The following is a 25,656-nucleotide window of genomic DNA, read 5'->3' on the forward strand; positions in this document are numbered from 1 at the left end:
CCTATTGCCCGACGCGTTCCCAGCCGCGCCGGGGCGCGTGCTCACCGAGCACCTTGGTGTCGCGACTGCGGTAGACCACATACGGCCGGGTCAGGTAGCCGACCGGGGCGGAAAACACGTGCACCAGGCGACTGAAGGGCCAGAACGCGAACAGCGCGCACGCGGAGAGGACGTGCAGCTGGAATCCCACGGGCGCGTCGACCATAAGTTCCGGCTTGGGCTGGAAGTAGAAGATCGAGCGGAACCACGGCGAGATGTCCTCGCGATAGTTGTGCGGGTTCCCGGTCAGATTGCCGTACAGGGTCGCGCCCAAGCCCAGCACCAGGGTCAGGCCCAGCAGCACGTACATGATCTTGTCGTTGCGAGTGGTGGCCGAGAAGACCGGGCCGACCGTGCGGCGGCGATAGATCAGGATGAGCAGCCCGAGCACCGTCGCCACGCCCGCGACCGCGCCGAGGCTGAACGAGGCCGCGTGATAGACGCTTTCGCTGACGCCCACGGCGTCGGTCCACGATTCCGGAATCACCAGCCCGATCACATGGCCCAGGAATACGAAGACGATGCCGTAGTGGAACAGCGGCGAGCCCAGTCGCAGCAGCCGGTTCTCGTAGATCTGCGACGAGCGGGTGGTCCATCCGAACTTGTCGTAGCGATACCGCCAGATCAGCCCGACAACGCAGATCGCCAGCGCCGCATACGGTACGGCGACCCAGAGTAGATAGTCCTTGGCGGTGAGGGTCATCGTCGACCTCCGATGAATTCGGGCATGTAGGTGGGTGGGGCGAAGGGTTCGAGGCCGACATCCTCACCCGGGGGTCCGGCGGCAATGAGTTTCGCGACGGCCGCGCGCTCGTCGCCGCCGAGGGCGGGCAGGGTGGCCGAGACCGAGTCCAGGACGCCGGTCCACGGGGAGTTCGCCTCCCGCAGGGCCATCCGCATGACCTCGATGCCCGCGCGGTGATCGATCAGTAGCTGCTGCCCGGGTTCCGGATGCGCGGAGGCGAATTCGAGCACGACCGCCAAGTGGTCGGACAGCTCGTCGTCGCCGAGCACGAGCCCGGCGGCGCGGTAGACCTGTTTGATCTTCAGCAGCGCCATGCCGCGTTTGCGGGTGTCGCCGTAGAGGAACCAGGTCAGGTACGGGCTGAAGCGCTTGCGGTGGTCGAAGGTGTCGACGTATTCGGTTGCCGCGGTGAGCTGTTGGCTGGTTTCCAGATAATTCAGCACTCGCTGCAACGGTGCACCGACCGCCTCGGGCAGCGCGTTGGCCGCCCGCGCCAGCATGGGCAGCGAAGTCAGCAGCGCCTCATCGGGATAGCCCAGCAGCAGCGACTGCACCTGCCAGGCCGTGCTCCGCTGGGCCTCACCCAGGTCGAGGTGTGCGCTCCTGCGCCTCATTTGCGATGCCTCCCGGACTCCTTGGGCATGAGCCCGTCGGGTGTGCCGCGACCGTCCCAGTTGAGCAGGTTGACCCGTCCGGCGCCCGCGACCGACACCGGCTCGTCGGCGGTCTGCCGCTCCTGCAGCATCCGGAAGTTCTCCACCGCCACGGGCGTCGGATGTCCGGAACTCTCGCCGAAGGGACCCCAGCCGTTCATGCCGGGCCCGCCGTCGTAGTCGAGACTGCATTCGGTGGCGAGCTCCTCGAGCCCGTGCGCCTGTTCGGCGTGGGCGGCCGGAATGACATAGCGCTCGGCGTATTTGGCGACCGCGAGCAGCCGGTACATGTCGTAGATCTCGGCCTCGGTCATGCCCACCTTGGCCGCGATCTCCGGGCGGGTCTCACGGCCCAGGTTCACATCACGCATGTAGCTGCGCATGGCGGCCAGCTTGCGCAGCACGCCATTGACGACCTCGGTGTCGCCCGCGGTGAACAGTTCGGCCAGGTACTCCACCGGGATGCGCAGCGCCTCGATGGCGGCGAACAGATTGCCGTGATCCTCGGCGTCGTGGCCGGTGTCCTTGAGCGCGTCGACCACCGGCGACAGCGGCGGGATGTACCAGACCATCGGCACCGTGCGGTATTCCGGATGCAGCGGCAGCGCCACCTTGTACTTGCGGATCAGCGCGTAAACCGGCGAGTTCTGCGCCGCCTGCACCCAGTCGCGCGGAATGCCCGCCCGCTCACACGCCGCGATGACCTCCGGATCGAACGGGTCGAGGAACGCATCCCGCTGCGCGGCATACAGATCCTTCTCCTCCGGCGTGGCCGCGACCTGCGAGACGGTGTCCGCGTCGTAGAGCATCACGCCGATGTAGCGCAGCCGCCCGACGCAGGTCTCCGCGCACACCGTCGGCAGCCCGACTTCCATGCGCGGGAAGCAGAACGTGCATTTCTCGGCCTTGCCGGTGCGGTGGTTGAAGAACACCTTCTTGTACGGGCAGCCCGATACGCACATGCGCCAGCCGCGGCAGCGGTCCTGATCCACCAGCACGATGCCGTCCTCGGCGCGCTTGTAGATCGCGCCCGACGGGCAGGAGGCCGCGCACGCCGGATTCAGGCAGTGTTCGCAGATGCGTGGCAGATAGAACATGAAGGTGCGCTCGAACTCGAACTTCACCTTGTCGCCGAGCTTGCGGGCAATGGGGTCCTCGGTCGCGAGTTCGGGTGCGCCGCCGAGGTTGTCGTCCCAGTTGGCCGACCAGGTGATCTTGGTGTCCTTGCCGGTGATCAGCGACTTGGGCCGTGCCACCGGTGTGTGCTGCTGCACGGGCGCGGTGGTCAGCGTCTCGTAGTCATAGGTCCAGGGCTCGTAGTAGTCCTTGAGCTCCGGCAGGATCGGATTGTCGAAGATCGTGAACAGCTTGCGCATGCGCCCGCCCCCGCGAAGCTTCAACCGGCCCTTGCGGTCCAGCTTCCACCCACCCCGCCACCTGTCCTGATCCTCGTACGTGCGCGGATACCCTTGTCCCGGACGGGTTTCCACATTGTTGAACCACACGTACTCGACCCCGGCCCGATTGGTCCACGTCTGCTTGCAGGTCACCGAGCAGGTGTGACAGCCGATGCACTTGTCGAGATTCATCACCATCGCCAGCTGCGCCATGGGTTTCATCGGTAACGAACCTCCTGGTCGGTGCGGCGGCGGATGACCGTCACCTCGTCACGCTGGTTGCCGGTGGGGCCGAGATAGTTGAAGGCGAAGGACAATTGGGCGTAGCCGCCGATGAGGTGGGTCGGCTTGATGAGCAGGCGGGTCAGGGAGTTGTGGATGCCGCCGCGTTTGCCGGAGGTCTCGGCGAGGGGGACGTCGATGAGGCGGTCCTGGGCGTGGTTCATGTAGACCGTGCCCTCGGGCATGCGGTGCGAGACGATGGCGCGCGCGGCGACCACGCCATTGCGGTTGACCGCCTCGATCCAATCGTTGTCGTGGATGCCCAGTTTCGCGGCATCCAGGTTCGACATCCAGATGGTGGGTCCGCCGCGGGAGAGGCTGAGCATGAACAGGTTGTCCTGGTACTCGGAGTGAATCGACCACTTCGAGTGCGGGGTCAGATAGCGCAGCGTGAGCCCGGCCTCGCCCTTCTCCCCCAGCGGCGGCTCGGAGAACAGCGCGGTCATATTGAGCGGTGGCCGGTAGACCGGCAGTTGTTCGCCGACCTCGTCCATCCAGTCGTGGTCGATAAAGAAGTGCTGACGTCCGGTCAGGGTGTGCCAGGGCTTGTTTCGCTCGACATTGACCGTGAACGGCGAGTAGCGGCGGCCGCCGGTCTCCGAACCCGACCACTCCGGTGAAGTGATCACGGGCACCGGCGCGACCTGGGTGTCGGCGAAGGTGATCTGCTTGCCCTCGTGTTCGGCGGCCAGATCGGCCAATTGGGTGCCGGTGCGCTGCTCCAGGGTCCTGAAGCCCTGGGTCGCCAAGTGCCCGTTGGTGGTTCCCGACATGGCGAGAATCGCCTCGCAGGCGTCGATATCGCGTTCCAGCGACGGCCGCCCGTCGGCCGGGCCGCCGCGCACGGTGCCATTGATGTGGGCCAGGTATTCGACCTCGCGCTCGACGTTGTAGGTAATGCCCTTGGTGGTCGCGCCGAGCTTCTCCATGAGCGGACCCAGCGCCCGCATCTTCGCGTACACCGCGCCGTAGTCGCGTTCGACCACGGTCAGGCGCGGCATGGTGACGCCCGGAATCGGTTCGCACTCACCCTTTTTCCAGTCCCGCACCACACCGTGCGGGTTGGCCATCTGGTCGGGGGTGTCGTGCAGCAGCGGGGTCGCGACCAGATCCTTGCGGACGCCGAGGTGGGTGCGCGCGTGCCTGCTGAACTCCGCGGCGATGGTCATGAAGGCATCCCAGTCGGTGCGGGTCTGCCACGGCGGCGCGATGGCCGGGCTGAACGAGTGCACGTAGGGGTGCATGTCCGTGGAGGACAGGTCGTGCTTCTCGTACCAGGTGGCCGCGGGCAGCACCACATCGGAGAAGACGGTGGTGCTGGTCATGCGGAAGTCCAGCGTGAGCAGCAGATCCAGCTTCCCGGTCGGCGCCTCCTCGTGCCATTTCACGTCGGTGGGCCGATTGTCGGGCGGCGCTTCGGAGGCACGCAGCGAATTGTCCGCGCCCAGTAGATGTTTGAGAAAGTACTCGTTGCCCTTGGCCGAGGAGCCGAGCAGGTTGGAGCGCCAGATGGTGAGCAGGCGCGGGAAGTTGGCCGGGTTGTCGGGATCCTCGCAGGCGAAGCCGAGAGTGCCCGACTTCAGCTGCGAGACAACATGATCCGTGACCGGAATACCCGCCGCCTCGGCCTCGTCGACAATGTCGAGGGGGTTGCGGTCGAAGGTCGGGAACGAGGGCATCCAGCCCATGCGCGCGGTCTGGGCGAGCAGGTCCGCGGTGGTCTTGCCCGCGATGTGCCCGGTGCCCCGCGTGGTGGTGAGGTCGTTGGCATTGAACGGGTCGTAGCGGAACTGGTCGGTGTGCAGGTACCAGTAGGCGGTCTGGATCATCTGCCGTGGTGGGCGCGTCCAGTCCAGCGCCATGGCCACCTGCGCCCACCCGGTTTGCGGGCGCAGCTTCTCCTGGCCGACATAATGCGCCCAGCCGCCGCCGTTCACGCCCTGGCAACCGGTCAGCGTCGTGAGCGCCAGGAAGGTCCGGTAGATGGTGTCGGAGTGGAACCAGTGGTTGGTGCCCGCGCCGAGCAGGATCATGGACCGGCCGCGCGATTCCTCTGCGTTGGCCGCGAATTCACGCGCGATGCGAGCGGCCTGCTCGGCGGGGACGCCGGTGATGGTCTCCTGCCAGGCGGGGGTGCCGGGCTGGGTGGCGTCGTCGTAGCCCTCGGGCCAGTCGCCCGGCAGGCCCGGGCGGTGCACGCCGTAGCGGGCCAGCAGCAGATCGAACACGGTGGTGACCAGGTGCCCGCCGATGGTGCGGGCCGGTACGCCGCGCAGCACCTCACCGGGCGCGCCGTCGTCGGTGTCGAAGCGCGGCAGTGTCACCGTGACCGCGCCCTGCCCGTCCACCGACAGCAGCGGCTTGATGTCACCGAGGTTCAGGTTCCACTTGCCCGCGCCGTCCTCGCCGTAGCGGAAGCCCAGAGAACCATTGGGCACCACCGGTTTTCCGCTCTGGTCCAGCAGGACCGTCTTGAACGCGGCGTTCGCCTCGCCCGAGTACTCGGGCAGATCGGCGGCGGTGAGGAACTTGCCGGGCCGGTAGCCCTCGCCGGACTTCTCCAGCCGCACCAGGAAGGGCAGATCGGTGTAGCGGCGCACGTAGTCCTGGAAGTAGGGCACCTGCCGGTCGACGAAGAACTCGCGCAGGATGACGTGGCCCATGGCCATGCCCAGCGCGCCGTCGGTGCCCGGATGCGGGGACACCCACTCGTCGGCGAACTTCACATTGTCGGCATAGTCGGGGGCGATGGAGACGACCTTCTGGCCGCGGTAGCGCGCCTCGGCCATCCAGTGCGCATCGGGGGTGCGGGTGACGGGGATATTGGAGCCCCACATGATGAGATAGCCCGCGTCCCACCAGTCTCCGGACTCGGGGACGTCGGTCTGGTCGCCGAAGACCTGCGGCGAGGCGACCGGAAGGTCGGCGTAGAAGTCGTAGAACGACAGCATGGCCCCGCCCACCAGGGACATGAAGCGCGATCCGGCGGCGAAGGAGGCCATGGACATGGCCGGAATCGGGGAGAATCCGGCAATTCGGTCCGGGCCGAAGGTCTTCACGGTGTAGACGTGGGCGGCGGCGATGAGTTCCACCGCCTCGTCCCAGCTCGCCCGCACCAGTCCGCCGCGTCCGCGCACGCTCTTGTAGCGGCGCGACTTCTCCGGATCGGTGACGATCGATTCCCACGCCTGCACCGGATCTCCGGTGCGCGCCTTGGCTTCTCGGTACATTTCGAGCAGCACGCCGCGGATGTACGGGTAGCGCACCCGGGTGGGCGAATAGGTGTACCAGGAGAAGGCCGCGCCGCGCGGGCAGCCGCGGGGTTCGTACTCGGGTCGGTCGGGTCCGGTGCTCGGGTAGTCGGTGGCCTGGGTCTCCCAGGTGATGATGCCGTCCTTGACGTAGACCTTCCACGAGCACGAGCCGGTGCAGTTCACGCCGTGCGTGGAACGCACCACCTTGTCGTGGGACCAGCGATCGCGATAGAAGTCGTCGGCCTGTCGTCCGCCGCGCAGGTATTCGCTGCGCAGGTCCGGTGACATCTCGGCGCGAGTGAAGAACCGCCGGGAACGGATGAGCGCCTCGGTCAACTCCCCGTCGACCACACGGCTGCCATTGTTTCGCCCCATCAACCCCTACCTCTCGGTCGCGCGATCCAAGCCGAGCACACGAACAAACCGAACCTACCGGCAAATTTTTGGCAATTGGCAGATTTCGGAGCCGTTAGTTATGTGAGAGCAATCCGGTTTTCGAGCGTGTGATTCAAGCGGCTTCGACGGCCCCGCGCTCGACGCGCGCGCCCAGCAGGACCTCGGAGACACCCAGGGCGACGGTCAACAACCCCACCAGGACCGACATCGCCCCGAGGGTGTCGAACGGAGCGACCACCACGCCCGCGCCCGCGACCATGGTCGCCAACCCGACCACCTCGAGTCGGCCCGCGCCTTGGAAGCGCTCCGACCACACCCCGACAATGGCCTGCGCGATGCCGCGCACCAGCCAGCCCATGCCAATCCACAAGGACAGCAACGCGACCCACTCGCCGCTGCTGAACGACCAGGCCGCCAGCCCCAGCGCGATGAGACCGCTCGCGGCCTCGAGCCATTTGAGCGGCGTGCTGATGTGGGCACCGAAGGCGACGATGAACTGGACCGCCGCCGAGGCCAGCAGCACCAGCCCGTACAGGATTCCGGCCACCGTCACCGATTTGTCCGGCCAAACCGCCAGGACCACACCCACAATCACGGAACAGCCGCCGGTCACCACCAGCGACTGCCAAGCCCAGTCGGCGAAAACGTCGGTTCGCCCTTCGATCCGATTCGCGGGCACTCTGTAATGATATGGCCGATATGCCCAGCTAATCGGACGTTTGCATGGTCCGACCACGCTCGGCGCGTCGCCCGCCGGGTTACCGCGTCGCGGGATTACTAGGGAGCGCTGAGGAAGACGGCGCGGCGCAGGGAACCGTCGGGGGCCGACCATGGGGCGTCCACATGGCTGCGGTCGCGTTCCAGGCCCGCGCCGACGCGCAGGTGTCGGTGCAGCCGGATCAGTTCCGCGCCCGCGTTGGTGGAACGGTCGGAGTCGAAGGCGATATCGGTGTGGGCCTCGGTGTCGATCACGGTGGGGCGGAATCCCGGTGCGGGCGTGAAGATATCGCCGGGGACGACGTGCACGGTGAGGTCGGGGGTGTCGCTGGTGTTCTGGTCCTGCGCGATGGCCTTGCCGGTCAGCAGCTGGGCGGCCTGTTCGATGAAGACGGTGTCGTAGGCGGCGTCGTAGAACCAGCGCGGGCCCAGGACACCGTGTTCGGCGGTGCCGATGAGGGCGTGGTCGAGGCCCTCGACCGGCGCGCCGCGGTAGGTCATAGGCACGAGGTAGACGACGGGCTCATCGCCGGGCGCGCCGGGCTCGGTATCGGTGACGACCATGAGTTCGATGCCGACCTCACCGTCCGGGTCGTCGAGCCGGAAACCGCCGGACTTGGTCAGTGCGGGTGATCCGGCACCGGTGTACCAGGGGCGGGTCGGTAGCCAGCGTGTCAGCAGTTCCAGTTTTCCGGGCTCGACGGTCGTCTCATGGATCTCGGCCATGCCGCCATCCTGCCAGAGCCGGGCGAATGGCGACGGAAGCCGCTGCGGCGGTGTGAGATTGGCGGGTTCAGCGTAGTTTTTGGAAGAAGTCCCGCACGTCGGCGATCATCAGGTCGGGAACCTCCATGGGTGCGAAGTGGCCGCCGCGGTCGAACTCCGACCAGTGGGTCACGGTGTTCTGCTTCTCGGCGATGCCGCGGATGGTGTTGTTGCCCGGGAAGACCGCGACACCGGTCGGCACGCCCGAATTGGGAAGTTCCGCGCCCCACTGCTGGGATTCCTTGTACAGGCGCATGGAGGAGCCGCCGGTGTCGGTGAACCAGAGCACCGAGAGATTGGTGAGCAGCTTGTCGCGGTCGATGGCGTCGGTGGGGGTCGCCTTGGCCGGATCCTTGAACGTATTGACCACGTCCAATACCCACGAGAGCAGGGCGGCCGGGGAGTCGGACATGGCCGGGGCGAGGGTCTGCGGACGGGTGGAGTGCATGCCCGCGTAACCCGAGGTGTCGCGGCTGCTCCAGTCCTTCATCTTGGCCAGCTTCTCTTGATCTGCCGCGCTGTAATCGGATCCGTCGTCGTTCCAGGTCGGAATGGTGATGGGGTCGTTGACGTGGACGCCGACCACATGCTCGGTGTCGATGCGGCCGAGATTAGGAGCGATGAACGATCCGGCGTCGCCGCCCTGCGCGCCGTAGTGCTCATAACCCAGCTCCGCCATGAGCTTGGCGATGAGTGCGGCGCCGCGCTCGGTGGCGGCGTCGCCCGCGCGCCGGGTCGGGCCGGAGAAACCGAAGCCGGGCAGGGTCGGGATCACCAGGTGGAAGGCGTCGTCCGGGTTTCCGCCGTGCGCGCGGGGGTCGGTGAGCGGGCCGATCAGGTCGGTGAAGTCCTCGAAGGGCCAGCCGTGGATCAATACCAGCGGTAGCGCGTGGGCCTCCGGGGATCGGACATGGGTGAAATGTAGGCGCTGCCCGTCGATGTCGGTGAGGAACTGGGGATGGCGATTCAGTTCGGCCTCGTGGGTCTTCCAGTCGTAGTCACTCCCCCAGTACTCGCACAGCTCGCGCGCGTACGCGGTGGGAATGCCGTAGCTCCAGCCCACCTCGGGCAGGTCGGACGGCCAGCGGGTGCGGGCCAGGCGGGTGCGCAGATCCTCGATGTCGGTGTCGGCGATGGCGATGCGGAAGGGCTCGAAAACCGTCATGTCTTCACGGTAGGAACGAAGTAGGTCGGATCGCGTCCTATACCGCGGACCATTCCGCTCTCGTCCCTGCGCGATCTACGCTGTTGGACAAGCGATTCAACCGCGACGAGGCGGTACGCGCGAAGGGAACACCATGGTGACCACCGCATATCCGCCCGGACCACCGCTCCCGAGTGCCCTGCAGTCGGCACTGTATGCCAAGTGGCGCGGCCTGCTGTTGCGAGCCTCCGCGCGTCGGTATGGCGATGTGTTCAGCCTGCGTCTGGTCCCGCCGTACGCGGAGAACCTGGTGGTGTTCTCGCGGCCGGAACACATTCGGGAGATCTTCGCGGCCGATCCGGCGGATCTGCATGCCGGGGAGGGCAATCGGCTGCTGATCCACATCATGGGCGAGCATTCGCTGCTGCTCACCGACGAGGACGAGCACGCACGGGCACGGCGGCTGCTCATGCCCGCCTTCGTGGGATCGTCGCTGCGCGGGTATCGGACGCTGGTGGACGCCATCGCCAAAACGCATGTGGACCGGTGGGAGTCGGGGTCGACGGTGCACATGCTGGATCGAATGAACGATCTGACACTCGATGTCATCATGCAGGTGGTGTTCGGCCTGACCGACGAACACCGGCGGGCCGAACTCGCGCCGAGGTTGCGGCGGATCGTGAACATCAATCCGATCATCTTCTTCGGCTGGAAGTACCCGGGGCTGCGGCGATTCGGACCGTGGAAGCGGTTCGACGAGAACCAGAACGCCATCGACGAACTGCTCTACAACGAGATCGTGGAGCGACGGGCGCATCCGGACCTGGATGGGCGTTCCGATGTGCTGTCGCGACTATTGGCGGTGGGCTCCGGTGAGAATCCCGCCGACGCACCGCTGTCGGATGCGGAGTTGCGCGATCAATTGGTGACGCTGCTGTTGGCCGGGCACGAAACCACCGCCTCGGCCCTGTCATGGGCATGCCATGAACTCGCCGCCCATCCCGATATTCAGGACCAGGCGCGGCGAGCCGCGCACGACGGGGACGAGAAGTATCTGGAGGCGGTGCTCAAGGAAGCGATGCGGCTGCATACCGTCATCGCCGCGACCGGTCGAAAGTTGACCCGCGACTACACCATCGGCGGGATCGACCTGCCAAAGGGAACCGTGGTCTCGACCTCGATCCTGCTCGCGCATCACCGCGACGAAGCCTTCCCCGACGCCCTGACCTTCCGCCCCGACCGCTTCCTCGACGGCTCGGTCGCCGCCAACACCTGGCTCCCGTTCGGCGGCGGCGTGCGCCGCTGCATCGGCGCGGGCTTCTCCCTCATGGAGGGCACCGCGGTCCTCCGGGAAATCCTTACCCGCCACCACCTTTCACTGCCGCCCGGTGCCGGGCCGGAACCGGACAGCATTCGCAACATCACCCATGTCCCAGGACGCGGGGCGCGCGTGGTCGTGACCGCGGCCGCCAACGAGGCCAGCCGGTGATTACCCGGTCGGCCGCACCCCTTTGGTGAGCAATCCGTCGACAAGTGCCCGCAGTCCCTGCTCGTAGGTGTCGGTGACGGTGAGTTCTTGCCAGCGGTCGGCCACGGCGGCCAGCCGAGGCATCGCTTGCGGGTCCACGCCCGCGATGAGCTGATCGCGGAAGGTCGGGCGCTCGTCGGTGGCACGGCGATGCGCTGCGGCCGCGTGTACCAGGATCTCGCCTGCGGTGTAGTACCAGATACTGCGGTAGGTGTGCACGGCGTCGTCGAGGGTGAGTCCGCAGTTCACCGCGGAGTCGATGATCGTCTCGGTGTACCAGAGTGCTGCCGGTGAGAGCAGATCGTCGGCGGTGAGTATCTCGACGATCCAAGGTACTTGGGCGAGCGTGTCGTGCATGGCCCGAGCGGTTGTCACCAGCCGTTCCCGGGGATCCGCGGGCAGGTGTGGGCGTTGCATTCCGGCGGCCACATCGTCGAGCAGCAGGAGCAGCAGTTGCTCCCGGTCGCGGACGTGGTGATAAATCGCCATCGGTGTCGCGCCCAGGTCGGTCGCCAATCGCCGCATGGTCAAGGCGTCGACGCCGCGCGCCTCGACCAACGCGCGCGCCGCTGCGACGATCTGCTCGCGAGACAGGCGCGGTGGTCGTCCGGTTCGAGTGGTCACCGGGTCATCTTGGCACGAATGTCTCGACAGGCGGGACGGCGTCCACTACTTTTTATACATGTACAGATAGTGCGTGCTCGGTTCGGTCCGTGGCATCCACCTGTGCGAAAGAGAGGAAATGCCCATGCAATTCGAACCGATCGACCTGTCCAGCCATGGCGTGCGGCTGTGCCCGGACGGGAGTGTCGTCGCCGCGCAGCACCCCATGGGGGCTGCCGCCCCCGGCTGGACCGTGGCGGCCTTCCGTGCGGCGACCACGGCCGACGTGCACGGCGACCATTGGGAGATGCACCCCGATGCGGAGGAACTGGTTGCCGTGCTGTCCGGGGGTCTGCGCATGTATTTGCGCCCGGAAACAGCAGGAGGACAACAGGATTCGGTCACGGTACCGGCGGGCAATGCCTTCGTCGTGCCGCGCGGCCGTTGGCATCGCATCGAACTGGATGAACCCAGCCATCTGATGGCGATCACCGTTCGTCACCACACCCGCTTGGAGAAGCGAACCGATCAGCACGTGGGAGCGTGACCATGTATCTCGTCACCGGGGCGACCGGAAACGTGGGCCGGGAAATCGTGCGGCGATTGGTCACCGCGGGAGTGCCGGTGCGTGCCACCAGCCGCAATCCAGCTACCTCCGGCCTGCCCACCGAGGTCGACATCGTTGCACCGCAGTGGGATTCGCTCTCGATGGCCGGGGTGAAGGCGGTATTCTTCAATCCCGCCGCCGTGCACGACACCGCGGACGCACTGCTCGCGCAGGCGATATCGGCGGGTGTCCGGCGCATTGTGCTGCTGTCGTCGTCGTCCGTGCTCGACGATCATCCGGCCAACTTCACCGGTCGCCTCCACCGCGAGCTCGAACAGCGGGTCACGCGGACCGATCTGGAATGGACGTTCCTACGCGCCGGGATGTTCGCGTCCAATACCTCGCGGTGGGCGGAGTCCATTCGTCAGGGCGGGCCGGTTCGCGTGACGTACGGGGATGTCCGCTTCGCACCGATCCACGAGCAGGATCTCGCGGCCGCCGCCGTGCGGGCGCTGTTGTCCGACAGTCTGATCGGTACCGCCCCGGTGCTGACCGGCCCGGGACTGACCAGCCAGGCCGAACAGGTGAAAACGATCGGCCACGCGCTCGGCGTATCACTCCAATTCGAGGAGCTGTCGCCCCGCACCGCACACGAATCGATGGTGGCGCAACAGGTTCCACCGGCCATTGCCGGTTCGCTGCTGCGCTACTTCGAACGAGCGCTATCCCATCCCATCGAGCCGACGCCGATCTCACGGGAGTCCGCGGGCGAATTGCCCCGCGACTACGAGCGGTGGGTAGCCGACCATATCGCTGAGTTCCAGCAGCCTACGACCGTGCCCGGCTGACGCGCCGATGTGATCGAGTGCGGTTTCAGGATTGCGCTGTCACCGGGTGCACTTGCAGGGCGCAGGTGTCGATCGTCACTGTGACGGTGCGGGTGTCGGTCGAATTGGGCGGTGTTACCAGGAGATTCGTGTAGAGGGGGCAGCCGTTGCCGGAGGCGTCGAAGGCCACGCCCTCCACGACGGCGGTCGCGGGGTGGCCGGATCGGACCTCCACCACCGGTGGAGTGTCGCTGCCCTGGGGGAGGCCGCCCATGAAGCCGCGGGGTGTGCGGTCGGCGTGGATCAATGCCCCACCGGCACCGGCATCCACACCCGGATAGCCGGACAGGGTGCAGGGGGACGCGCCCGCGGCCAGGCTGAAGGTGAGTTTCACACCGCGGTGGCCGGTGGCCGGGGACATCACTTCCCCGGTGACATCGACCTGTCCGGAGGCACAGGCCGGGACCCCCGGTTCGGTGGTCGAGGTGTTCTGAGAGGTGGAGGCCGGAATCGGGGACTGGTCGGGCTGGCTGGTCGGTGGCCCGGACCGACCGGCGACCGGGGCTGTACTAGCCGGGGGCGAGGTGGTGGTCGTCGCGTTGTTCGTGCCCGAGCAGCCTGTGGCGGCGATCGCCAGAGTGGCCGCGCCGATGACGAAAATCCCGCTGCGAAGGCGCATTTCCCCACTCCTCCCGGTTCGGAAACTCGAGCGGACCCCCGGCGTCCGCACCGGTATATCGCCGTGAACGGCGAGAATGTGACCGGTCGCCATGTTCTTACGGGCGTTCGGCGAACTCGGCGGTCCGGCGCGGCAGTCCCCGTTCGGCGAACTCCTTGCATTCGGGGCATTCGCTGATGATCGGGTGGCTGCATTCGGTGAGATGCGCGAGGAACGCGTCGGTGGCCTCGAGCAAGGCGATGCGTTCGCGGATCTCGGCACGGCGTTCGGCGATCATGGCCACGCGATCGTCGCAGCCACTGATACCCAGCTGCCGGATCTGGTTCAGCGACAGCCCGGTTCGCTGCAGCGTCTGGATGACCCGCGCGTAGTCGAGGATGTGTTCGTTGTAACTGCGGTGCCCCGACGGGCTGCGCGGCGGCGCGAGCAGACCGACCGATTCCCAATGCCGCAGCACATGCGTCTCCACGCCGAGTGCGGCGGCGGCATCACCGATTCTCATGTCCTGGACCGTGGCCACGATTCACCCCTTTACTTCATGTCGACCTTAAGTATTAGCGTGCCAGCATGTCCGATCCAGTACGTAATCCGAGTCTGTTTCAATGCTGTGCCGCCGCAGCCGGTTCCGTGCGCGGCATGATCCGGCCGCGGCCCGTCGACCAGCGGTTTCTGCGGTCGATCGAGGATGCCGGGCTGCCGATGCCCACGCGCACCGTCACCGTGACCGCGCTGGCGCAGGTGCCGCGCACGGTGTCGACGGCCGTCGTTGTGGAGGGGGTGTTCACGCCGCCGCGCATCGGCAGTTCGCTGGCGTCGTTCGTCATCCAGCATCCCGACGCCACCTTCATTGTCGACCCGAGCGTGTGCATCGACGCCGAGCACCGTGCCATCGCCCAGCTGCCGGGAGTATTCCGCTGGGCCGTGCGTCCACCCGCGGACACCATTCCGACCATCACCGCGCTCGGTGCCGAGACCGGGCTGCCCGCACTCGATTTCGCCTTGCCGACGCACACGCACTGGGATCACGTCTGCGGGCTGCTGGACATGCCGGGGCTGCCGGTCCATCTGCATCGCACCGAACGGCAGTGGATCAGTGCCGGTCCCGTCGCTCCGGCGGGTGGGGTGCGCGATGCGCTGGTGGACCGGCCGATCGTGGAATACGAACTCGACGGCCCGCCGGTGCTCACCTTCACCCACAGCCATGATCTCTTCGGCGACGGCAGCGTCGTGCTGGTCGACCTCGCGGGGCACACGCCCGGCAGCGTCGGCGTGCTCGCCCACACCGACCGCGGCTGGGTGCTGCTGGCAGGCGATGCGGCCTGGCACGCCCTGCAGGTGGAGAAGATTCGCCAGAAGTCCAGCTTCCCAGGCGTTTTCGTCGATGCGGACCGCGAGCTGACCTTCAAGACGCTGCATCGACTGCATCTGGCCCAGAAGGTGCTGCGAGTTATCCCCACCCATGACCACGATGCGGCGCAGCACCTGTCCCTGGTGCGCGCACCCCGGTGACGAGCATGCGCTGGGGCAGACGGCCTCTCGGCGAACGTCTGCCCCAGCGCATTCTCGTGGATTCTAGGGTTTGCGGGCCAGGCCGCCGACGACCAGTTCCTCCCAGACGGTGAGTTCGGGCTGAATCGATTCCGCCTCGGTCGGATCGGGTCGCCACCGGGCGCAGGGACGCAGACCGTCCTCGTCGAGAGCGAGGGTGCCGAAGCAGGCCCGGATCTCGTCGTCGGTGCGGAAACGGCCGCGCCCGAAGGCTTCCAGGATCTTGTTCGCGGTGGCGATGGCCTGGCGGGTGGTGCCGGATTGGAAGTGCGTCAGGAAGACCTGGCTGCCGGAGGGCATCCGATCGGTCCAGTACTGCACCACCCCGGCCGGATCCTCTTCGTCATTGACGAAGCTGAGGGTGATGCCGAACAGCAGCCCGACCGGCTCGTCGAAGGTGATGAGCCGTTGCACATCGGCGTGCTTCTCGATGCCACCGGGATCGCGAATATCGGCCTCCACCACCGCGATTCCCTCATCCACGGCCAACAGCGCCCGCCCGTGGGCGACGACGAACGGATCATCGTCGATATAGACGAGGCGGGCCTCGGGCTGGATCTCCCGCACCACCTGGTGCACATTGACACTGGCCGGTAGCCCGCAACCCATGTCGATGAACTGGCGAATTCCCGCCTGCGCCATCACCTTCGCGGCCCGCAGGACGGCCTGCCGGTTGGTGATGGCCAGGAGCTCGGATCCCGGCAGATCTTCGATGAAGTAGTCACCGACATCCTTGTCGACACCGTAGTTGTCGCGCCCACCGAGCACGTAGCTGTATACGCGTGCCACGCTCGGCCGAGATTGCCGCGCTCGCATGGCATTGATGTTCAACCTTCACACCCCTCTTTCCCCCACCGACGATACCGCTATCCACCAGGAAATCCTCCGGCATCGACGGGATCGCCGCCAGGTGTCCGAGGTGACGAATCGGGCCTAATTCGTGGCTTGCGCGGCGGCCGGTGTCACCGAGGCCTGGGCGGTGGTGGTCGGTGCGACGGTCGTCGTCGCGGCGGGCACCGTGGTGGGGGCCACGGTCGTGGTGACCGGAGGCACTGCCGTGGTGGTGGTCGGGGCGGCCGTGGTGGTCGGCGTCGGGATTATGGACGCGGAGACCGGATCGGGGCAGTGACCGAGAATCTCACCGAGACGGTTGATTTCGGCGTTGCTGCGCGGGTCACCGGCATAGTTGATCTGGTCGGTGCATTTGACGTAGCCGTCGGGCGCGGGGGTACCGCCGGGAGTCGCGTCGGACACCGGCGGGGTGTCGGGCGACTCGCCCGGGGGCTGCTGTTGCGGCGCCCCGCCACCGGGTCGCCCGGCGGCGGGGACGCCCCCGCCCGGTTGGCCCGCGCCCGGAACTGCCACGGGCGCACCGGAACTCGTCGAGGCCGCCACCGTACTCGATACGCTGACCGACGGTTTCACCGTCGTAGGGCTCGCGGTCGACTTTCCCGAATCGCTGGAGCATCCGGCCACCAGTGCGATGACCGGGGTCATGGCCAGGAGCGCGATGCGCGTGGCCACCTGCAGGCGCGAGCGACCGCGCCGTTCCGCCAGAGCGGACATTCTTTCCTCCCGAATGGGCAGCCCCAGCCCCGACTCATCCGCTGCGCCACAACATCTCTCACCGATTCACCGCGAATCGGCCGACTCGATCGAGGGCGTCGAAAGCCCTCGATCGACCTTAGAGATTCGACCATCCGGTACGCCATCGGGCATGTGCCCCTATTTCTGTGGGGCACTTATCGATCGATGCCGAAGACTTATCGATAGTCAGCCCTTCTCCTTGTCGGCCGCACCCCTTCGGGCGAGGAGCGCGTCCAGTTGTTGCTCGGCGCGCTCGGCGCGGGCCAGGGTCTGGGTGCGCGCATCGTCGAGTGCGGCAAGGCGTTCGGTGGCCTCCTGGCGACCCTTCTCGACCGCGGCCGCCGATTCCTTGCGCACGGCGGCAATGTCCTCGGCGGCCTGGCGACGCACCTCGGTCAGTTCGGCCCGCATGCGGTCCAGATCGTGGCGTGCCTGCTTGAGTTCCTCCCGCGTCTCGACGACCACCTGATTGCGTTCGGCGACCGCGGCTTCGGCACGCTCGATGGTGCGCTCGGCGTCGGCGGCACGCTGGACCGCGAGGTCGCGCTCGGCACCGGCAGCGGTGATGCGCTGGGCGGAATCGCGGCGCACCTGCTCGATCTCCGCGCTCGCCTTGGACCGCGCCAACTCGATGTCCTCATTGGCCTGCTGCCGGGCTCGTTCGATGTCCTCGGCCGCTTCACGACGAATCGTGCGGATCTCCGCCTCCGCCTCGGCACGCGCGGCGAACACCTCATCGGCGGCCTGCTTGGCAACCCGCTCAACCTCTTTCAGCGCGTCATCGCGCGCCGCGAGCGCCTCGGCGATGCGCGCCTCGGCCTCCTCCGCCGCCAACGCCGCGTCCTCGGCGGCCGACTCGGCCGCCTCGCGTGCTTCTTCCGCTTCCCGCCGCGCCTGCTCGGCCCCAACGGTCGCCATCTCCGCCTCGGCAATCCGCCGCGCCGCATCCGCCTGCACGGCCTGCACCTGCGCCTCGGCCACCGCCGGATCCGCCAACGTCGACAACTCCGCCACCGCCGCGGTCAGGGTGTTCCCCAACTGATCGGCCAGCGTCCGAAACTGTCCGAGCAACTCATCGGCCCGCAATCGAGCGACGGTCACCGGACCCTGTTGCGTCACAGTGACGTTCGAGACCGAGGTTTCCCCCTCCGCCTGCTGCCGCCGCTGCCTTTCTCTCCACGCCCGCCACCGCGTGTGCTCCGGATGATCACAGTATTCCGACGGCCGCCCCGGCCCTCCGGCCCGAGTAATCGGTTTGGTGCAGCCCGGGTAATTGCAGATGCTCGACACCCGAGAATCGTAGCGTTGGTTTCGTCAAATCCAACGGAACAACACGAAACGAAACCCCAAGAGCCCCAAATCAACCGATCTCGCTCTGACCTCCGATAAGTGAACCTTATCGGGGGTCAGACTCCCCACTTCCCCTGAAAGACGTTGAGATCTTTCCGTTTCCGTTTGGTCGCACCCAACGCAACGCAACGTCAACGGAACTCTTCAAAAACTGTGCACCCCTGCACGCTCGTACCACTTCGCTCTGATGGTCGCCGCAGGGCCGCAGAACCTCGCTCGTCTGCGTGGCGGATACTGATGCGCATGTCCGACACGACACCCGTCAGCTGGGACCACCTGAAATCGCGCCAACCCACCGCCGCCGAGCGTGATGCCCTCCAAGCGCAGTTGGTCGAGCGCGGGCGCGCGGTCGCACGGGATGGTTGGGATGCCTATCGGGACGCTTGGACGCCCGGTGAATGCGCGGCTGTCGCATACCTATTGGAGGACACCGCGGTACTCGAGGAACTCGAGGAACACGAAGGCTCGATCCTCACGCGGTTCGCGGGAGAGCTCTACGGATTCCAGGGGGCGCGCAAAGAGATCGCCGCCGGGCTGGTCGACACCCAGGCCTGGTTCGCCGCCGCCCGCGCCCAACTGGCATCACGACCGTAATTGCTCTGAGGCAGCGTTCAATTCGGCGCGCAGGCCGTCGATCAGCCACCGCAATCCGTCCTCGAAGGAGGCTTCCTCGGCCGAGCTCGCGTTGGCGATGGCGGTGAATCCGGGGTGGTCGGCGAACGATGCCAGGGTCGTCGCCGCGTCCTGGGCGATGTAGACGCGCTGCTGTTCGGCGGCGGCGACCCCGATGGCGTAGCTGGAGACGGCGGCGAAGGCGCGGCCCGCGGCCTCCGGGGTGAAGCCTTCCGCGACGAGCAGCGCGATCAGGGTGTCGAGGTAGGCGTACTGGTAGTCGGCGTTCGGGCGGCCCCGGAGCATGAGGATCGCGCCGTCGCGGTGGGTGCGGGCGGCGTGGCGTTGGGTGCGCGCGAGGTGGATCAGCCAATCGTCCCAATGGTTTCCGGCCGGACCGGGTCGATCGCCGATGGTGTCCAGGACGATGACGCGCGCCATCTCGTCGAGCAGTTCCTGCTTGTTCGCGAAGTGGTAGTACAGCGCCGAGGGATGCACGCCGAGATCCTTGGCCACCCGGCGTAGCGACAACGCCTCCAACCCGACCTCGTCGAGCTGTGCCAGTGCGACGCGCGCGATGGCGTCGCGGTCGAGTCCGGCTGCGGGCACCGGCACCCCCTTCTCAACTAGACAGTGTTCAGCTAGCGTACTAGACAGTGTTCACTGAACACTGTCTAGTGGAGGGGTGCTTATGAGTAACAGAGAGATTCCCGCAGGTATTCGGCTCGGTGTGGTGCGCGGCATTACCTACGGGCTGTTCGGACCGCCGGACCCGATCGCCGAGCCGGTGCGCGCACTCGGCGCGGGCGTGATTCGGTGCTATCTGTACTGGTCGCAGCTCGAACCCGAGCCCGGCCGTTATGTCTGGGATGCACTCGATACGCTGCTGGCGGAATTCGATGGGGGCGAAGAGATTTGGATCACCGTGTCCTCGGCCTCGCGCTGGGGCACGCGCCGGGTCACCGATTTTCTTCCCCCCTCGCCCGCCCTCGATCTGGAGGTGTTCGGCGAGTTCGTGCGCAGGCTGGTGGCGCGCGGCCGGGGCCGAGTCACCTACTGGCAGTGCGACAACGAGCCCTCGATTCCGATCCTGTGGGCGGGGACCGCCGAGGAATACGCCGCTCAGCTGAAGGTCTTCGCGGCCGCCGTGCGTGAGTCCGATCCCGACGCACTCGTCGTGCTCGGCGGTCAACCGCCCGAGGGCCCGCCGCCGGAGGTCTTCGACTACCTCGCCGAGCATTGCCGCGACGATTTCGATGTCTTCGACGTCCACCTGTACGGCGACCCGTACGCGATCCCGGATCGCATCGCCGGTGCGCGGGCGCTGATGGCCACGCACGGATACCAGAAGCCGGTTGTCGCAGGCGAATACAACGGCCCCTTGCTGGTGCAGTATCCGGAGGTCTTCCCCGAAATCGGGCCCATCATGCAGGGATTCGGCGGGTCCATCAACGCGCCCGACGACACCTGGACGGCGACCACCGACGACATCGACAAGCCCACCCCCGAACACGACGCCATGGTCGCGCTCTATGACCGTATGCCGGAGCTTCCTGCGCACCTGCAGATGTTCCTCGCCGACTGCCCGCCGGAATACGAGCAGCTGCGCCACCGGCAGAACGCCCGGGAGATCGTGATGCGCAATGTCCTCGCCCTTGCCTCGGGAGTCCGCCGCACCCTGTGCTGGAACCTCGCTCCGGAGGCACCCGGCCCCGGCGACCGCTACGCGATCATGCACCTGCTGTTCGACAAGTTCAAACTCATGGACTATGCCGACGGGCGTATCGCACACCGCTACCCATCCGGCGATGCCCTCGCCCTGACCGCCGAGGCGCTCCACGACGCGCACGAGGTGACACGCTACGAGGTCCCGGACCGACCCGAGCTCTACGTCTTCGAAATCGCCCGCGACCGTGGCCCTTTGCTCGTGGCGTGGTCGCGCACCGCCGACGAGTCCGCATCCCCGGTCGACTACGACCACCCGTGGTCCGCCCCCGACGCCCGAGCCCGCAACGCCTTCGGCGACCCGGTCCCCGTGCGGGTCGCCAACGGCCGCTTGACCGTCGGGCTCTCCATGACCCCACTCCTCATCACGGCGTGAACCAGCGCCTACGTCGCCGCGACGACGGTGTCGCGGGTTTCCGGCGTGAACCAGGCGACCGCGGCGCTGAGCAGCATCAGGATCAGGACGTAGGCGGCGAAGAGGCGGGTGTGGCCGGTACTGGTGAGCCAGGTTTGGAGGTAGGGGGCGGTGCCGCCGAAGGCGGCGGTGGCCAGGGCGGCACCGAGACCGCTTCCGGTGGCCCGGATTCCGGTCGGGAACAGTTCCGCGTACACCGCGGGAATGACGGCGGCGAAGGCGGCGAGGAAGACCATGGCGAGCAGCAGCGCGATGCCCAACTGCCAAGGGCCGCGGTCGAGTAGAGCGGTGGCGGGATAGACCACGAGGGCGGTGCCCAGGCTGGAGACCAGCAGGACGGGGCGTCGCCCGATGCGGTCGGAGACGATGCCGTACCCGGGTAGCAGGGCGATCATGAAGACGGACGCCAGCACACTGATCCACAGCACCTCCGAGGCCGGAATCCGGTGGTCGGCAACGACATGCGCCGGTGTTCCGATCACCCAGAGGTAGAACGCGACGGTGCCGCCGACGGTCAGGCCGAAGGAGCGGGCGCACGCGGCGCGGTGGGTCCACAGGTCCCGCCATAGCGGCGAGCGCGCGCCGGGAGCGAAGGCGGTGCTTTCCGGCAGTCGCACGCGCATGACCACCGTGTAGAGGCCGACGACACCGCCGAGCACGAACGGTACCCGCCAGCCCCAGGTGTTCATCTCCGCCTTGCTCAACGCGCCGCTCAGCACCGCGCCCAGCACGGTGGCGGCGACGATACCGGCCGTACCCGAGACATAGATGAAGCAGGCCCAGCGGCCCCGGCGGCCGGGCGGTGCCGATTCGGCGAGATAGGTTTGCACGGCGGGCATTTCGCCGCCGTGGCCGAGCCCCTGGGCAAGGCGGGCGCACACGAGCAGCAGCGGTGCGCCGAGGCCGATGGCCGCGTGCGTGGGTGTGACGCCGATCAGCAGACTGCCGCCCGCGGCCAGCGCGATGGCGGCGATGAGCGCGACTCGGCGGCCGCGGTGGTCGGCGTACCAGCCGAACAGCAGGCTGCCGATGGGCCGCACGACGAATCCGACGGCGAAGACGATCAGCGCCGAGAGCAGGGCCAGCATGCCGGTCTTGCCGGGGAAGAACGCGTGGGCGAAGAACGGCGAGAAGGTGCCGAAGATGGCCCAGTCGTACCACTCCAGGGCATTCCCGGCGCCGGTCGACAGCAACGTCCGCCAAGGGTGGGGCCGATGCGCGGCGGAAGTGACCGCGGTGGAGGTGTTTTCGGTGGATGCGGTGGTGGACATGTGCGACCTCACGCGATGTCGGGGGCGGCGAGTCGGCGAGCGGCGAGTTCGGCGTACACCAGTGCGCCGTCGGTGAGCACCGCGTCGTCGAAGACCGCATAGGGCGAGTGATTGTCGAAGGCGTGCGCCGGATCGGCGTCGGGTGGACAGGCCCCGAGCAGGACCATGGCACCGGGCACCCGGTCCAGCACCCGGCAGAAGTCTTCGCCGGTGTACAGCGGCCCGGCCAAGCCGAGATATCGGTGCGGCCCGTGCAATTCGGCGATGACGGTCGCCGCGAAGTCGGCTTCGCCCGGATCGTTGGCCGTGACGTCTAGGTACTCGGTCACCTGCGGGTCCGCGGTCACGCCGTGCGCGTCGGCGATCGAGTGACAGACGCGTTCGAAGCCCTTGCGCAGCGCGTCGCGGGTGGGCGCATGGTGCCAGCGCAGCGTGCCGTGCAGTTCGGCGCGCGCCGCGAGGATGTTGCCCGCGGAACCCGCGTGGATCGCCCCGATGGTCAACACCGCCATGTCGGCGGGATCGGCGGTGCGCGACACCATACCGGGCAGCGCACCGACCATGGCCGCGGCCGCGGGGATGGGGTCGTGCGCGAGATGCGGTGCCGAGCCGTGCCCGCCGGTGCCCCGCACGGTCACCGTCAGCAGATCCGCTCCGGCCATCAGGGGTCCGCGCCGGGTGGTGAACACCCCGTGCGGAAACCGCGCCGACATCACGTGAATCGCGTAGGCGGCAACGGGTTTCGAGCCAGCCGCGGACAGCACGCCCGCCTCGATCATTTTGGCCGCGCCGTCCGCGCCCTCCTCCCCCGGCTGGAACATGAAGATCACGTCCCCGGCCAGTTCCTCCCGCCGCGCGCACAGTATCCGAGCCGCGCCCACGAGCATGGCGGTGTGCAGGTCGTGGCCGCAGGCGTGCATCGCGCCATTGCGGGCTGCGAAGTCGAGTCCGGTGCGCTCGGTCAGGGGCAGCGCGTCCATATCACCGCGCAGCAGCACGGCGCGGCCGGACCGCCCGCCGCGCAGGACGGCGGTGATCGAATCGAGTTCGCGGCCGACGGTGATCTCGAGCGGCAGTCCCGCCAGCGCGTCGAGCACCCGCCGCCGGGTGCGCGGCAGCCGCAGGCCGATCTCGGGGTCCGCGTGGATCTCTCGGCGCAGCCGCACCAGATCCTGTTGCAGCGCATGCCTTTCCGGGGATGTGGGCATTCTCGACCCTTCCTGTCGTGCGTGATCGTGACAGGATGTCGAGGTCGGCGAAAAAGACCGTGAACTCGCAGGAAATTCGACGAACCGGGGTAGATATGCAGGATTCTGTCCCGACTCTGGACGAACTGGATCTGGCGCTCATCAACTGCTTGGAGATCGCACCGCGCGCCACCTGGCAGCGGCTGGGCGCGGCCCTCGAGGTCGATCCCGTGACCGTGGCCCGGCGCTGGCAGCGGCTGCACGCGGCCGGAGTGGCCTGGGTCAGCGGCCGTGCCACCGGCGCGCCCGACTCGTGTCTGGCCATCGTGCTGGTGGACTGCGCCAACGGGACCGTCAACGACACCGCGCGGCAGCTGGCGCGCTGGCCGCACGTGCTCAGCGTCGAGCACATCAGCGGCAGACACGATCTGTCCCTGCTGATTTCAGTGGGTGGGGTGGTCGAGCTGTCCCGGCTGCTGCTGGAATCGCTGTCGGCCGTGCCCGGGGTCGCCGCGACCAGCACCATGCTGGTGACCCGGGTCTACCGCATGGGCGACCAGTGGCAGCTGCAGGTCCTCGACGCCGAACAGCGCACCCGGCTGCTCGACAGCGTGCGGCCCTGGCCCGCACGCCCGCCGAAACCACGGCCACTCGACGCGACCGACCGCGCGCTGGCGCTGCGGTTGGGCGAGGACGGGCGGACCCCGCTATCGGATCTCGCGAGCGAAACCGGATTGAGTCTCACCACGGTGCGCCGCCGTCTCGACGGCATGATCGCGGGCGGCCGACTGGTGTTGCGCTGCGATCTGGCGTTGTCGCTGTCGAGTTGGCCGGTGGGCATGTGGGTGTGGGGCCGCGCCGATCCGAACGACCGGGCGACGGTCGAGGCGGTGCTGCGGGTGCCCGGTGCGCGGGTCTGCATGCGAGTGTCCGGCGGTGAACCCAATCTCGCCGTGGGCTTCTCGCTGCCGTCGGTGCACGAGGTGCCGGTGGTCGAATCGCGGCTGTCCGCGCAGGCGCCGCGGCTCACCGTGCTGGGCACGTCGATGGTGCTGCGTTTCCTCAAACGCATGGGCCGCCTCTTGGATTCGTCGGGCCGCAGCGTGGAGACGATCCCGATGGAGATCTGGGCGGACCCGGGTCACCCGCCATCACCCTGAATCAGCGCATGACGTCGGAGATTTGGGCGACCAGACGGGTGGGGCGGGCGAGGTCGGCGCGGGCCTTGCCGCTGGTGAGGATGGCGCCGGAGAGGGCACGGGCGGGGTCGGACCAGCCGTATTGGGTGGTCAGGCCGCTGCGGCCGAAGTGAGATTCGGTGTGGCGGCCGAATTTCGAGCGGCGGGCACCGAGTTCGTAGCCCGCGACCGAGACACGGCCCGCGATGCCGGGAAGCCAGGGGGCCGGTTGGGTTGCGGCGGCCAGGGTTTCGGGGCGCATGATGCGGACGCCATCCAATTCGCCGCCTCGAGTGAGGATCTCGTAGAAGCGGGACAGCTCGAAGGCGGTGGTGACCAGATTGCCGGAGGGGAGTTCGGCGGTGAGGAAGGCGCGGGCGGCGGACGCGTCGGTGGGCCCGGACAAGCCGCCGCCGAGGGCGCGGCCCGCCAGGAACTGCCAGATCTTCGGAGGGTTGGGACCGACCTTGACGCTCGGGACGACCTCGTCGACATCCTCGGGGCGCACGCCGAAATTGGTCCAGCGGAAGCCGAGCGGGTCGAGGACCTGCTCCCGCAGGTGCTCCCGCATGGACCGACCGGTCGCACGCTGAACCAGCAGGCGTTGAATCAGACCGCCCGTCATCGCGTGATAGACGCGGAAACGACCCGGCGACCAACTGGGCACCAGGTCGGCCAGCCCTTGCACCGCGAGTTCCTCGTCCAAGACGAGGTCGGTGCCGCGATGCGGCGGAGTGATGAAAGGGATTCCGGCGGAATGCGACAGCACATCGCCGATGGTGATGCGGTCCTTGCCGTGGCTCGCGAATTCGGGAATGTAGGCGCAGACAGGATCGGTCAGGGCAAAGGCGTTCTGTTCGATGAGCATGAACATCAGCGCGGCGGCAACACCTTTGGCCGTGGAGAAGCCGCAGAAGGGCGTCTCGGGGGTGACCAGGCGCTTCTCGGCATCGGGTGCGTCTTTGGGCGCGTTGCCCCAGCCGTAGCCGATGGCTCGGTTCAGCACGACGTGCCCGTGGCGGCGCAGACAGACCTGGATCGCCGGTGTCGTGCCCATGCGATACCAGTCCTGCACCGACCGCCAGATCGCCTCGATATCGCGCGACGCGAGACCCGCATCGGCAGGATCGGATTCGGATCCGACGGTGGTCACCGCATCCAGATCCGGATCGATCCGCACCAGCGCCATCGTCCCCGAGCTCATTCG

24 protein-coding genes are annotated in these 25,656 nt (G+C 67.5%); 7 read left to right on the forward strand and 17 right to left on the reverse strand.

Annotation, left to right across the window (positions count from 1 at the left end):
- Position 1 precedes the first annotated feature (1 nt).
- The 7 genes from narI to VMT40_RS23705 form a co-directional block, all read right to left on the reverse strand.
- The gene (gene narI / locus VMT40_RS23675; protein ID WP_326360862.1) at positions 2-742 is read right to left on the reverse strand and encodes a respiratory nitrate reductase subunit gamma; all 741 of its coding nucleotides are present in this window, start codon (positions 740-742) and stop codon (positions 2-4) included.
- Entirely contained in the window at positions 739-1,398 is a 660-nt protein-coding gene (gene narJ, locus VMT40_RS23680; RefSeq protein ID WP_326360863.1) for a nitrate reductase molybdenum cofactor assembly chaperone, read from the reverse strand. The genes narI and narJ overlap by 4 nt, the downstream gene beginning before the upstream one ends.
- A complete protein-coding gene (narH, locus tag VMT40_RS23685) occupies positions 1,395-3,056 on the reverse strand; it encodes a nitrate reductase subunit beta (RefSeq protein ID WP_326360865.1) in 1,662 nt (553 codons plus the stop codon). Before narH ends, narJ begins: the two co-directional genes overlap by 4 nt.
- On the reverse strand, positions 3,053-6,745 hold the full coding sequence (locus tag VMT40_RS23690) for a nitrate reductase subunit alpha (protein ID WP_326360867.1): 3,693 nt from the start codon (positions 6,743-6,745) through the stop codon (positions 3,053-3,055). The genes narH and VMT40_RS23690 overlap by 4 nt, the downstream gene beginning before the upstream one ends.
- A gap of 133 nt (positions 6,746-6,878) precedes the next feature.
- Positions 6,879-7,445 carry a DUF308 domain-containing protein gene (locus VMT40_RS23695; RefSeq protein WP_326360868.1) on the reverse strand — a complete coding sequence of 189 codons (567 nt, stop codon included), beginning with the start codon at positions 7,443-7,445 and terminating at the stop codon, positions 6,879-6,881.
- A gap of 98 nt (positions 7,446-7,543) precedes the next feature.
- On the reverse strand, positions 7,544-8,209 hold the full coding sequence (locus VMT40_RS23700; protein WP_326360870.1) for a maltokinase N-terminal cap-like domain-containing protein: 666 nt from the start codon (positions 8,207-8,209) through the stop codon (positions 7,544-7,546).
- Between the two features lie 67 nt (positions 8,210-8,276).
- Entirely contained in the window at positions 8,277-9,413 is a 1,137-nt protein-coding gene (locus tag VMT40_RS23705; protein WP_326360872.1) for an epoxide hydrolase family protein, read from the reverse strand.
- Between the two features lie 133 nt (positions 9,414-9,546).
- Here VMT40_RS23705 and VMT40_RS23710 point away from each other — a divergent pair, with 133 nt between their 5' ends.
- Positions 9,547-10,881 carry a cytochrome P450 gene (locus VMT40_RS23710; protein ID WP_326360873.1) on the forward strand — a complete coding sequence of 445 codons (1,335 nt, stop codon included), beginning with the start codon at positions 9,547-9,549 and terminating at the stop codon, positions 10,879-10,881.
- On the opposite strand, the gene VMT40_RS23715 is transcribed toward VMT40_RS23710, so the two are convergent.
- Positions 10,882-11,544: a TetR/AcrR family transcriptional regulator gene (locus VMT40_RS23715; protein ID WP_326360875.1), complete on the reverse strand. Its 663-nt coding sequence runs from the start codon at positions 11,542-11,544 to the stop codon at positions 10,882-10,884.
- A 124-nt stretch (positions 11,545-11,668) separates the two neighbouring features.
- Between VMT40_RS23715 and VMT40_RS23720 the strand changes: the two genes are divergently transcribed.
- Together VMT40_RS23720 and VMT40_RS23725 are read left to right on the forward strand one after the other, a co-directional pair.
- Complete coding sequence (locus tag VMT40_RS23720) at positions 11,669-12,070, forward strand: cupin domain-containing protein (protein WP_326360877.1); 402 nt, start codon at positions 11,669-11,671, stop codon at positions 12,068-12,070.
- 2 nt (positions 12,071-12,072) lie between these two features.
- Positions 12,073-12,918, forward strand: a complete 846-nt coding sequence (locus tag VMT40_RS23725; RefSeq protein WP_326361735.1) for an SDR family oxidoreductase — start codon at positions 12,073-12,075, stop codon at positions 12,916-12,918.
- A 25-nt stretch (positions 12,919-12,943) separates the two neighbouring features.
- On the opposite strand, the gene VMT40_RS23730 is transcribed toward VMT40_RS23725, so the two are convergent.
- Entirely contained in the window at positions 12,944-13,576 is a 633-nt protein-coding gene (locus tag VMT40_RS23730) for a DUF4232 domain-containing protein (protein ID WP_326360878.1), read from the reverse strand.
- 97 nt (positions 13,577-13,673) lie between these two features.
- The gene (locus tag VMT40_RS23735; RefSeq protein WP_326360879.1) at positions 13,674-14,078 is read right to left on the reverse strand and encodes a MerR family transcriptional regulator; all 405 of its coding nucleotides are present in this window, start codon (positions 14,076-14,078) and stop codon (positions 13,674-13,676) included.
- A gap of 65 nt (positions 14,079-14,143) precedes the next feature.
- Between VMT40_RS23735 and VMT40_RS23740 the strand changes: the two genes are divergently transcribed.
- On the forward strand, positions 14,144-15,085 hold the full coding sequence (locus VMT40_RS23740; protein ID WP_326360880.1) for an MBL fold metallo-hydrolase: 942 nt from the start codon (positions 14,144-14,146) through the stop codon (positions 15,083-15,085).
- 63 nt (positions 15,086-15,148) lie between these two features.
- On the opposite strand, the gene VMT40_RS23745 is transcribed toward VMT40_RS23740, so the two are convergent.
- The 3 genes from VMT40_RS23745 to VMT40_RS23755 form a co-directional block, all read right to left on the reverse strand.
- Entirely contained in the window at positions 15,149-15,940 is a 792-nt protein-coding gene (locus VMT40_RS23745) for an SAM-dependent methyltransferase (RefSeq protein ID WP_326360882.1), read from the reverse strand.
- 117 nt (positions 15,941-16,057) lie between these two features.
- On the reverse strand, positions 16,058-16,690 hold the full coding sequence (locus VMT40_RS23750) for a hypothetical protein (protein WP_326360884.1): 633 nt from the start codon (positions 16,688-16,690) through the stop codon (positions 16,058-16,060).
- Positions 16,691-16,897: 207 nt separating this feature from the next.
- The gene (locus tag VMT40_RS23755) at positions 16,898-17,812 is read right to left on the reverse strand and encodes a hypothetical protein (protein WP_326360886.1); all 915 of its coding nucleotides are present in this window, start codon (positions 17,810-17,812) and stop codon (positions 16,898-16,900) included.
- A 492-nt stretch (positions 17,813-18,304) separates the two neighbouring features.
- On the opposite strand from VMT40_RS23755, the gene VMT40_RS23760 reads away from it, so the two are divergent.
- Positions 18,305-18,655, forward strand: a complete 351-nt coding sequence (locus tag VMT40_RS23760; protein WP_326360887.1) for a hypothetical protein — start codon at positions 18,305-18,307, stop codon at positions 18,653-18,655.
- Here the strand turns inward: VMT40_RS23760 and VMT40_RS23765 are convergent.
- The gene (locus VMT40_RS23765; protein ID WP_326360889.1) at positions 18,644-19,282 is read right to left on the reverse strand and encodes a TetR/AcrR family transcriptional regulator C-terminal domain-containing protein; all 639 of its coding nucleotides are present in this window, start codon (positions 19,280-19,282) and stop codon (positions 18,644-18,646) included. The two genes, VMT40_RS23760 and VMT40_RS23765, sit on opposite strands and share 12 nt — an antisense overlap.
- A gap of 82 nt (positions 19,283-19,364) precedes the next feature.
- Here VMT40_RS23765 and VMT40_RS23770 point away from each other — a divergent pair, with 82 nt between their 5' ends.
- Complete coding sequence (locus tag VMT40_RS23770) at positions 19,365-20,774, forward strand: hypothetical protein (protein ID WP_326360890.1); 1,410 nt, start codon at positions 19,365-19,367, stop codon at positions 20,772-20,774.
- 8 nt (positions 20,775-20,782) lie between these two features.
- Here VMT40_RS23770 and VMT40_RS23775 read toward each other — a convergent pair whose 3' ends face one another.
- On the reverse strand, positions 20,783-22,084 hold the full coding sequence (locus VMT40_RS23775; RefSeq protein WP_326360891.1) for an MFS transporter: 1,302 nt from the start codon (positions 22,082-22,084) through the stop codon (positions 20,783-20,785).
- A gap of 8 nt (positions 22,085-22,092) precedes the next feature.
- Positions 22,093-23,292 (reverse strand): M20 metallopeptidase family protein, encoded by a 1,200-nt coding sequence (locus tag VMT40_RS23780; RefSeq protein WP_326360892.1) that lies wholly within the window; start codon positions 23,290-23,292, stop codon positions 22,093-22,095.
- 95 nt (positions 23,293-23,387) lie between these two features.
- Between VMT40_RS23780 and VMT40_RS23785 the strand changes: the two genes are divergently transcribed.
- Positions 23,388-24,431: an Lrp/AsnC family transcriptional regulator gene (locus tag VMT40_RS23785; protein ID WP_326360893.1), complete on the forward strand. Its 1,044-nt coding sequence runs from the start codon at positions 23,388-23,390 to the stop codon at positions 24,429-24,431.
- 1 nt (position 24,432) lies between these two features.
- On the opposite strand, the gene VMT40_RS23790 is transcribed toward VMT40_RS23785, so the two are convergent.
- A complete protein-coding gene (locus VMT40_RS23790) occupies positions 24,433-25,653 on the reverse strand; it encodes a serine hydrolase domain-containing protein (protein WP_326360894.1) in 1,221 nt (406 codons plus the stop codon).
- Between the last annotated feature and the right edge of the window lie 3 nt (positions 25,654-25,656).

Origin of the sequence: Nocardia sp. CDC160 (assembly GCF_035818795.1) — a bacterium.
GTDB lineage: Bacteria > Actinomycetota > Actinomycetes > Mycobacteriales > Mycobacteriaceae > Nocardia.